This window comes from Actinokineospora bangkokensis, from assembly GCF_001940455.1.
Lineage (GTDB): Bacteria > Actinomycetota > Actinomycetes > Mycobacteriales > Pseudonocardiaceae > Actinokineospora > Actinokineospora bangkokensis.
Map to the genome: position 1 here is coordinate 215,408 of NZ_MKQR01000017.1, position 9,227 is coordinate 224,634.

Here is a 9,227-nt window from a genome sequence, read left to right on the forward strand (position 1 = left end):
TAGGGCCTGTCCTCAAAGCCTCGCCCAGCGATAGCCGCGCCAGATCGAACGCAGGCGGCACCGGCCGAGGAACCGAGTACATCCAGTACGAGGTCCCTCGTCCGGCACCGCCGGCGTCCGATCTGATCACGACTCTCACAGAGCAGGCTTTGAGGACAGGCCCTAGGGCATCGCCGGGTCCAGCCCCCAGGGCAGCACCAGCAGGCTGTCCCCGTCCCGGTCGAGGAAGTCGTCGTCCTCCCCCACCGCGGCGGCCCGCACGAACGCGTTCACCACCCGCGCGGCGGCACAACCCCCGGGGTTGATCAGCACGTCGGTGCCCTCCCCCACCACGGCCACCAACGTGCCCAGGTCCACGTCCCGCCACCCCTGCGCCAACACCCGCCCCCGGTGCACGGCCGCCGTGGCGATCATGACGAACTCCCCGGCCCCCGGCACCCGCATCACGATCGCCTCCCCCGCGTCGTCGACCGCGAGGTGGAAGACGGCTCCCCGCAACGCCCAGTACAACCGGTCCGGCTCAGCCTGCCCGGCCACCATCAACCGCAGCACGGCGTCCACCGGGTCGGTGGGGGAATCGGGGTCCGGCGGCACGTACCCGGGGTTGGCGTGGAACAGCCCGGGCTCCCCCGAATCGGTCAACGGCCACCCACCGACCACGCACTCGGTGGGCGGCGGCCCATCCCCCGGAGCCCCACGCCACGCGGGCCCCATCATGAGGAACCACCCGTCCTGCGACCACTCCCCCTCCATGGCGCCCGACGTTAACCGAACAGACACCACCCCACCCGCACCCGGGCACCCGCACTACCCGAACGGCCACAACCGGTACCCGAACGACCCACAACACCCCTTGCCCCACGAACCACCCTTGCCCTAGCCGGTGCAGTTGACGCAACGCGCCCCACCGCATCGAGCCCGCCCAGTAATCCGCGCGCTCTTCAAGAGCTGCGCAGCAGCTCCCCGATGCCGAAGGCCAGGCCCGCCAACCATCACACCCCCACGCCCCGCTCCACCCGCACGACCCCCGCCCCCACCATCCGCTCCACGGCCGCCCGCGCCTCCTCGTCCCCCAGCAGCACCGTCGACCGCACGAACGACCCCAGGAACCGCACCGACGCCGTCCCACCCGGGTTGAACAGCACGTCCACCCCGTCGGCCAGCATCGAGACCAACCCGTGCAGGTCCACCCGCCGCCACGCCGGGCTGCTCACCCGCCGCCGGTGCGCCGCGGAGGTGACGGCCACCACGCACAGCACCCCGTCCGGCGCGGGCGTCACCAGCGGCCGCCCGTCGCCGTTCATGGCGACCTCGAACGCCACGTCCCGCAGCACCACCTGCACCTGCTCCCCGTCCGCCCGCCCCGCGAGCGCCAGGCGCAGCACCACGTCCACCGGGTCGCACGCGGCCTTCGGGTTCACCCGCAGCGGCCCCAGCTCCCCGCCGTCCGCCGACCACACCCCCACCACCTGCTCGACCGACGGCTGCCCCGCACCCCGCCAGTCGGGGTCGGCGAGCAGGAACCAGTTCTCAGCCATCAGCACCTCCACTCGTGAACCCGGCACCGACAGCCTCCCCCGTGCTCAACTCGACCGAACCGGCGGGCTGGCCACCACCCCCGGGCGCCCCACCACCCCCGGTGGACGGACCGGCGAAGCCCACCCCGACAGCCGTCCCGTCCTGCGTCGTGATCGGCACGGGCGGCGGGGCCACCCCACCGTCGTCCGCGGAGTAGAACGACTCGGTGTCCGACCACTCCGCAGCGGTGACGAACGAGTCGGAGTCACCGTCGGACCCCCAGTTCTCGTAGTCCCAGCCACCCGGCATCCGCTGTTCCCGACCCCATTCGAGGTCGTGCGCCACCAGGTTCTCCGGCGTCAGCGGCGCGGGCCGCCCCTGCTCCTGCGCACCAGGACCGGCGTCGGACGGCCCAGCCGTCGGCTGCCCGCCCTGCGCCGCCTGCCGCTCGCGCTCGGCCCGCTCCCGCTCCTGGCGTTCTCGCTCCTGCCGCTCACGCTCCTGCTCCTGGCGTTCCCGATCAGCACGCTCCCGCTCTAGCCGCTCGCGTTCCAGCCTGTCCTGCTCTTGCTGACGCTCTTGCTGTTCCCGTGCTTGCTTCTCCCGCTCTTGCTTCTCCTGTTCCTGCTTCTCCCGCTCTTGCCGCTCCCGCTCCTGCTTCTCCCGCTCCTGCCGCTCCCGCTCCTGCTTCTCCCGCTCCTGCTTCTCCCGCTCCTGCTTCTCCCGCTCCTGCCGCTCCCGCTCCTGCTTCTCCCGCTCCTGCCGCTCCCGCTCCTGCTTCTCCCGCTCCTGGCGCTCCCGCTCTTGCCGCTCCCGCTCCTGCTTCTCCCGCTCCTGCCGCTCCCGCTCCTGCCGCTCCCGCTCTTGCCGCTCCCGCTCCTGCTTCTCGCGTTCCTGCCGCTCGCGCTCTTGCTTCTCCCGCTCCTGGCGCTCCCGCTCTTGCCGCTCCCGCTCCTGGCGCTCGCGTTCCTGGCGCTCCCGGTCCTGCCGCTCGCGGTCCTGGCGCTCCCGTTCCTGGCGGTCGCGGTCCTGGCGCTCCCGTTCCTGGCGGTCGCGGTCTTGCTGGTCGCGGCGGTCCTGGTCGTCCTGGTCGCGGCGGGGGTTGTCCTGGAGTTCGATGCCGTCGCGGCCCTCGGCGGGGGGTGCCGGGCGGGAGGGCCTGCCGCCGCCGGGGGTGCGGGCCTGCTCGGCGGCCACCTCCTGCTGGTGGGTGCGGTAGGCGTCCCACCACTCGCGTTCGGCCTGCTGCTCCTTGCGCTGGGCGTCGGCGAGGGCCTGGGTCTGGGCCGGGGTCGGGGCGCCGTGGGGGGCGGTGTCGACGGCGGCTTGGCGGCCGAGGGTCTCCTTGTGGGCGGTGCCCCAGGCCTTGGCCTTGTCCGCGAGGTCGGTGGTGGCCTGCTTGAGCTGGTCGGGCAGGGGGCGGCCGGTGAAGGTGGTGGCGTGGTCGTCGCGCAGGCGCAGGGCGTAGGCGTCGCGGACCTGGACCTCGGTGGCGCCGGTGTGCGCGGAGCCGAACCAGGGCTTGGAGGTCTGGCGGGCGACGAAGCGGAACTCGAAGTCGGACAGGACGGTGCGGGTGACCTTCTCGTCGCTCTTGGTCTCGGTGTCCGACTTCGGGTTCGCGGTCTTGTCCTTGGTGGTGGTGTAGGACTCCTGGTGCTTGCCGTCCGGCGCGGGCTTGAGGACGGTCGCGTCGCGCTGGGCCGACCCGGTGGCGGAGCCGAACGGCGGCCGGTCCTCGTTGGGCGAGTCGGCGCCGGACGGGCCCACCACACCCCCGGAGCCGACCGGGGCCGTGGTCGTGACCTCCGGGCCGGAGGTGCTGGTGACCTCGGTCTTGTGCTCCTCGGTGGTCTTCACCGACCCGTCGACCTTCACCGTGGCGCTGGTGCCCGCGAACCGCGGCGGGTGCGGGACGCGGCCGTGCACCTCCAGCGTGCGGTCGAGCCCCTTGGGCAGCGGCAGCCGGAACGTGCCGTCCATCGTGGACTGGATGCCCGCCTTCACCGACGCCGGGGTGATCGCGGCGCGGATGGCGCGCTCGGTGGCCGGGGTGATCTTCGCCCCCGACTCCCGCACGGCGCGCACGGCCGCGTCGCGCAGCACGTCGAGGTCCCCGAGGTAGTGCTCGGTGAAGAACGTGCCGGTGGTGAGCTGGGGCGCCGGGTTGCCGCCCGCCTGCCTGCCGCGCCAGTGCTGCAGGGCGCCCGGGGTGCGGTCGAGGGGGTCGACGGTGGTGGTCGGCCGGTGCTGGCCGAGCCTGCCGGGGCGCGCGCGGGTGCTGCCCTGCGGCGGGGGCAGGGTGTCCTCCGCGAGCTTGGTGATCGACACCCGGTCGTCGACGGTGGCGCGGCCCACGGTCTCGCCGTGCCGGGTGATCGACAGCTCGACGCGCACCTGGCTCTGGTACTTCGCGACCGGGCCGGAGGTCTCGCCGCTCTGCTCGTAGGCGGTGCTGCCCTTGTCGGTGGACTTCACCGACCGGTCGCCGAAGTTCTGCGCGAGGCCCGCACCCGCGCCCATCGCGCCGGTGGCCGGGCCGTGCCCGGTCGTGGGCGGCGGGGTGCCGGTCGGCAGCGGGTCGGGGACGTCGCGCAGGGTGAGCAGACCGCGCCCGGACAAGTACACACCGGTGGGGGTGAAGCCCTTGGTGGTGTCACCCTGGGTCGTGAGCGTGGTGGTGTTGGAGAACTTGAGCTTGTCGACGTTGGTGATGCCGTCGAAGCGCGGGGCGCGCAGGGTGGCCTTGGCGTTGAACTCGTAGGTCTGGCCGGAGAAGCGGTCCTCCAGGCGCAGCGGGGCGATCTTGCCGCCGTTGAGCAGGCCCTGCGCGCCGCGGTTGACGTCGCTGAGGAACCGGGTGATCTCGCGGTGGTTGTTGTGGGTGGTGTCGAAGCCGGAGTGCGGCAGCAGCCGGTCCGCCGCGTCCTGGCCGATGGTGCGGGCGAGGTCGGCGCGCAGGTTCGGCAGCGCGCGCGTCAGGTCCATCGTGGAGGTGATGCCGCCGAGGCCGATCGACTGCTTCTGGCTGCCCTGCGAGGTCATCGACGGCGGGGGCGCCACCGTGCGGTCCGGGGCGTGCTGCTGCGGGCGAGGCACCGGGTTGTTCTGCCCGCTCTGCAACGCCTGGAGCTGGTCTGCGGTCAACCACACCAGCGCCGACTCCGGCAGGTCCAGCGTCTCCCCGGACCGCTCGGGGTCGTCGGGGGAGGTCAGGTCGAAGTCCAGGTTCCCCTTGTACTGCACCTGGCCCACCACCTCGGCGGTGATGTCCACGCGGGTCAGGTACTTGCGCTCGGGGTCGCCGGTGACCGTCAGCGTCTCGCCGCTCTCCAGCTCGCCGGTGGTGCCCTTGCCCCAGGTGGCCGTGGCGATGTTGACGTTGCCGATGAGCACGCCTTGGCCGCCGACATTGGTGCCGCCCGCCTGCGTCGGGTTGGACGTCGGCACCGCCACCCCGGTGACGAACCCGCCGAAGGTGCCAGTCGTGGAGGTGCTGCCGCTGACCTTCTGCGAGCTGGCGAACTCCTTGGTGACCTGCTCGTACTCCGCGGCCGTCACCTGCCGCGCCGACAGCCGCGGGGTCAGCTTGACCCCGACGGCGCCGAACGCGTCGGCCCGCCTGCGGCCGTAGTGCAGCCCGTCGGCCACCACCGGCCTGCTGAACACCCGGGTGTCGCCGCGGTAGGCCTCGGGGGAGAACCGGTTGCCGAGGATGTCGGAGTTCTTGCCGTCCTTCGTGGTGAAGATCGGGTCCTGCCCGGAGGCCCTGGTGAGCACCCGCTGCGCGGAGGCCAGGATGTCGCGGGTGCCGGTGAACCCGACCAGCTGCGCGCCGTCGAGGTCGCGCGGGCCGCCGGGGGTGAGGTTGTCCGGGGCGGGCGGGTTGGCCATCCGCACCGGCTGGTTCGGCCGCGCCCTGGGCTGGGTGCGCGGGTCGACCTCGCTGGTCATGGTGTCCGGGAGCAGGAACGTGACGTCGATGTCGGTGCTCTGCCGGGTGCCGACCGGGTGGCTCGGCGGGGCGTGCCTGCCGGGGCTGCCGAACGACAGCTTGCGCCACTGCTTCGCCAGCCGCTTGGTGGACTCCACGTCGACGTCGACGTGCAGGTCGGCGCGGAACTGGCGCAGGTCGCGGTTGCCGAGCGAGCCGTCCTCGGTGAGGGTGTCGCCCTGCTTGCGGTCGTAGTTCGTCTTGCCGCCGGAGCTGATCTTGTCGCCGTCGGTCCACGCCTTGGTGCCCTTGACGCCCATGATGAGCGCGCCCGGCACGCCGATGTTGCCCAGCACCCGGCCCTGGACGCCGCCCTCCACCTTGGACCCGCGGTTGCCGGTGTGCTCGGAGCCCTGCACGTCCTTGACCCGCTGCCCGGTCTGCGTGGAGTCGTTGCGCAGCACGTTGCCGTCGCGGATGTTGCCGATGCCGCCGGTGAGGGTGATCGTGGTGTGGTAGTCGTGGCCCCAGCCCTGGCGGTGCAGCGGCACCTGCAGGCCGGGGCCGATGATCCGCTCGACGAGCAGCTGCACCTCCTGGTCGGACAGGGAGTTGTGCAGGTTCTTGTCCCGGTCCAGGATCTCCTTGACCTTGCCGGACATGCCCTTGGCGAACGCCGGGTCGTCGAACTGGCGGACGAACTCCTTGGTGTTGAGCCCCCAGCCGCGGCGCAGCGGGATGTCGCGCAGCATCGGGGCGATGGTGTTGTAGAACCAGTCGTTGCTGGAGAACTGCTCGAACTGGCCGGGGATCAGGCCGCCGCGCTCGAACTCGTCGGGGCCGAAGCGCTGCCGCTGGCCGTCGCCCCGGAACACCGTGGGGTCGGTGTCGGGGTCGGGGGCCTGCTGGTTGTTCTGGTCCTGGTTGTTCTGGTCCCGGTTGTTCTGGTCCTGGTTGTTCTGGTCCTGGTTGCCCGGGTTCGGGTTGGGCTGGTTGCTCGGGCCCGGCTGGTTGTCGGCGGGCTGGTTGCCCGGGTTGGCGCGGTTGCCCTGGGGGGCGGGGCCGATCAGCCCGGCGGCGCGGGCGCGCGGGGCGGTGGTCCACTGGTGGGCGGTGACCTGGCCGTTGAGGGTGATCGGGGTGGGGTTGCCCATGGTGCGGACCTGGATGTCGTAGACGACCCGGTACCGGACGACGTCGCCCTTGGTCTCGGTGCGGTCCTTCACCGCGGTCGACGACTCGTGCTTCTGGGTGTTCTCCCGCTCGCGGCTGTAGCCCCCGCTCGGGCCGACGGCGAAGGTGCCCTTGCCCAGGAAGTCCGCGCCTGCGCCGATGAACCCGGACACCCCGCCCTTGCGCGCCACCCCGCCCTGGTCGCCGACGCCGAGGTGCGTGCGGTCGGTGTCGGTGGTCTTGACGCCGGTGCGCACGTCGTTCTCCACCTCGACGAACCGCGGCACCGCGCGCATCTCCACCTGCGCGGCCTTGGGCCGGAACCCGAACCCGCCCTTGGTGATCGTCTCCGAGCGCACCCAGCCCTCGTTCGGGCCGGGGTTGGCGCGGGTGGCCATGGTGGGCAGCTTCGACTTGATGGTGTCGTTGCCGGTGAAGTCCAGCAGCACCTGCCTGCCGTCCGACCCGATCCGCGTGGTGTCCCGGAACCGGTTGCCCATCCCGGTGATCACCTGGTCGGCGAAGTCGCCGCGCGGGTTGGTCACCGACTCCACGGCGAACCGCTTCGGCGGCGCGGCGGGCGCGGGCCTGCGCGCGCCGAACCCGTCGCCACCCAGCTCCTGCGGCACCCGCACCCCGGCCTCGGCGCGGCCGGTGGTCGGCGGGCGGGTGCCGAGGGTGAAGGTGAAGTCGACCGGCACGGTGACGTCCCTGGCCTTGCCGACCTCCACCTTCGTCGACTGCCCGTACTCCCCCTTCAGCTCCGTGGTGTGCGAGTCCGTCGGCCCCGTCGGCACCGTCGGGTTGATCGAGAACACCAGCGGCGGCAACCCGGAGAACCCCAGCGACGGGCTGATGCTCTGCTCCCGGGTGTCCGAGTGCGTCGTCGACCCGGTGCGCTTCTCCTTGCCCGACGCGGAGAGCTTGTCGTCGGTCGACTCCCCCTGCGTCATCGCGTTCCAGTCCGGCCGCGCCTGCACGCTGAACTCGTACGGGCGCCCGTCGCCGTGCACGGTGAACTTCTTCGGGCCGCCGACCATGGGGCCGAAGTTGTTGTCCAGCTGGCCCTGGATGCGGTCGACGCCGGTCCAGGTGCGGACGCCGGGGTTGGCCTGGCGGAGGTGGTTGAGGACGTTGGGCAGCGGGTTGGCGCCGTGGGCGCGCAGGTTGGTGCGCTGCGACGCGACGCCGAAGCTCTCGTTGTTGCGCAGGTACCCGGGCAGGTTGTTCCGGATCTGGTCGACCGTGGGCTCCTGCTCTTGGTCGCCCTGGTTGTTCTGGTCCTGGTTGTTCTGGTCCTGGTTGTTCTGGTCCTGGTTGCCGTTGCTGCGGCTGCTCTCGCCCCGCTGGTCGCGGTTGCCGTTGTCCCGATTCCCGTTGTCCCGATTCCCGTTGTCCCGATTCCCGTTGTCCCGATTCCCGTTGTCCCGATTCCCGTTGTCCCGATTCCCGTTGTCCCGGTTGCCGTTGTCCCGGCTGCTCTCGCCGCGCTGGTCCTGGTTGACCGGGTGCTGGCGGAGGGGCGGGGGTACCTGCTGGTCGACGGTCGTGGACTGGTTGCCGCGCGGGGGCACGAGGCTCTGCGGCAGGCCGGTCTCCAGGGTGGTGCCGAGCGGCGGCGGCACCTGGTTGCCCCGCCCGTCCCGCTGCCCCGGTTGGGGCGCCCGGGGCACGGGCGTGCCCTGGGGCAGCCCGGCCGTGACCCGGGTGTCCACCCGCCCCCGCACCGGGACGTCCCCGATGTGCTGGGCGATGACCTGCGCGTACCGCGACGGCATCCGCACGTCGGGCCCGGTGTGGTTGCCCATCAGCGTGCCGTCGACGTCCAGTCCCCGCCCGTACTCGTCCGGCAAGCCCAGCATGTGCCCGACCTCGTGCGCGTAGGTGGTCGGCGGCTGCCCGACCTGCCACGTCGTCTGGTCCGTGGTGCCCTCGGTGGTGACGTCGACCGTGTGGTGCGCGGGCTCCCCCGGCCCCACCCGGACGATCTCCACCTCCAACCGGTCGCCGTTGGGCAACCGCTGCCCCCCGAAGTGCTCCCGCACCCCCTGCGTGGCGTCCTGCCACACCTGCTCCACCTGCGGCCCGTCCCCCCGCAGGTCGATCCGCACGGTCGCCCGCGTGACCGGCCCCTGCGGCGTCTCGAACCGCCGCACCTCGAACGCCGACCGCTCCACGGTGCCCGAACCGGGGAGCTGCCGGATGCGGCCCCGCTGGTGGGCGGGCCCCGGGTCCTGCTGGGTGGTGCCCTGCGGCGCGGGGGTCACCTGCGACCCGGGCTCCCGGGTTTCCGGGTCGGTGTGCGCGTCCGGCTGGCCGTCCTGCGGCTCCGGAGCGGGCTCGGGGTTGGGCGTCGTCTCCGACTCGACGTCCTGCGGCGCCGGACCCGGATCGGCCTTCGACTCGGGCGTCGTGCCGGACGTGACGTCCTGCGGCGTCGGACCCGGATCGGACTTGGACTCGGGCATCGCCTCGGGAGTGGCGTCCTGCGGTGACGGCTCAGGGGCAGGCGTCGACTCGGGTGTGGGCGTCGTGTGGGGCGAGGCGTCTTGGGGCGTCGGGGTGGGGTCAGGCGTGGCGTCCTGGGGGGTCGGATCGGGGG

General features: G+C 72.6%; 3 protein-coding genes. All 3 read right to left on the minus strand.

From position 1 onward, the window contains the following. Positions 1-162: 162 nt before the first annotated feature. Positions 163-753 carry a type VII secretion system-associated protein gene (locus BJP25_RS17810; protein WP_075976076.1) on the minus strand — a complete coding sequence of 197 codons (591 nt, stop codon included), beginning with the start codon at positions 751-753 and terminating at the stop codon, positions 163-165. 239 nt (positions 754-992) lie between these two features. Next, on the minus strand, positions 993-1,538 hold the full coding sequence (locus tag BJP25_RS17815) for a type VII secretion system-associated protein (RefSeq protein ID WP_075976197.1): 546 nt from the start codon (positions 1,536-1,538) through the stop codon (positions 993-995). After that, entirely contained in the window at positions 1,531-9,093 is a 7,563-nt protein-coding gene (locus BJP25_RS17820; RefSeq protein ID WP_075976077.1) for a hypothetical protein, read from the minus strand. Before BJP25_RS17820 ends, BJP25_RS17815 begins: the two co-directional genes overlap by 8 nt. Positions 9,094-9,227 lie beyond the last annotated feature (134 nt).